This window comes from Undibacterium sp. RuTC16W, assembly GCF_049339445.1.
Classification (GTDB): domain Bacteria; phylum Pseudomonadota; class Gammaproteobacteria; order Burkholderiales; family Burkholderiaceae_D; genus Undibacterium.
In genome coordinates, this window is sequence record NZ_JBMPPE010000064.1 from 1 (window position 1) to 370 (window position 370).

The 370-nt window shown below is 65.4% G+C and carries 1 other RNA gene; it reads right to left on the reverse strand.

From position 1 onward, the window contains the following. Nucleotides 1-365, reverse strand: a transfer-messenger RNA (tmRNA) gene (gene ssrA, locus ACO0K4_RS19540); the annotation flags it as partial. Nucleotides 366-370 lie beyond the last annotated feature (5 nt).

The window sequence follows — 370 nt, forward strand, 5'->3', positions numbered from 1 at the left end:
GGTGGAGGCGGCGGGAATCGAACCCGCGTCCGCAGATGATCCGCAGACAGTTCTACATGCGTAGCCGGTCTATTTGAGTCTCGCCGTGCGCTTAGCCGATCGGCAGGCCGACGCACGGCCAGTCGCTGGGTCTCGATGTCCGGCGTCGCGACACCGCCGGCATCCAGCCTCTGTCAATGTCGCTGCTGTCGGGTTGCCCCGACCTAGCCCAGGGGCCGGCTAGTGCAGCGTCTCACCGGGATTAAGCGGCGAGAGCGAAACGCTCGTCGTTGGCGTTTGTAGGTTTCCAGATGGATTTACGAGGTCTCTGGCCCTCGGCATGCCCTGCGCTGCTTCGCGCCCCGTGTCGAAACCAGGTCGCCCCCCCCCA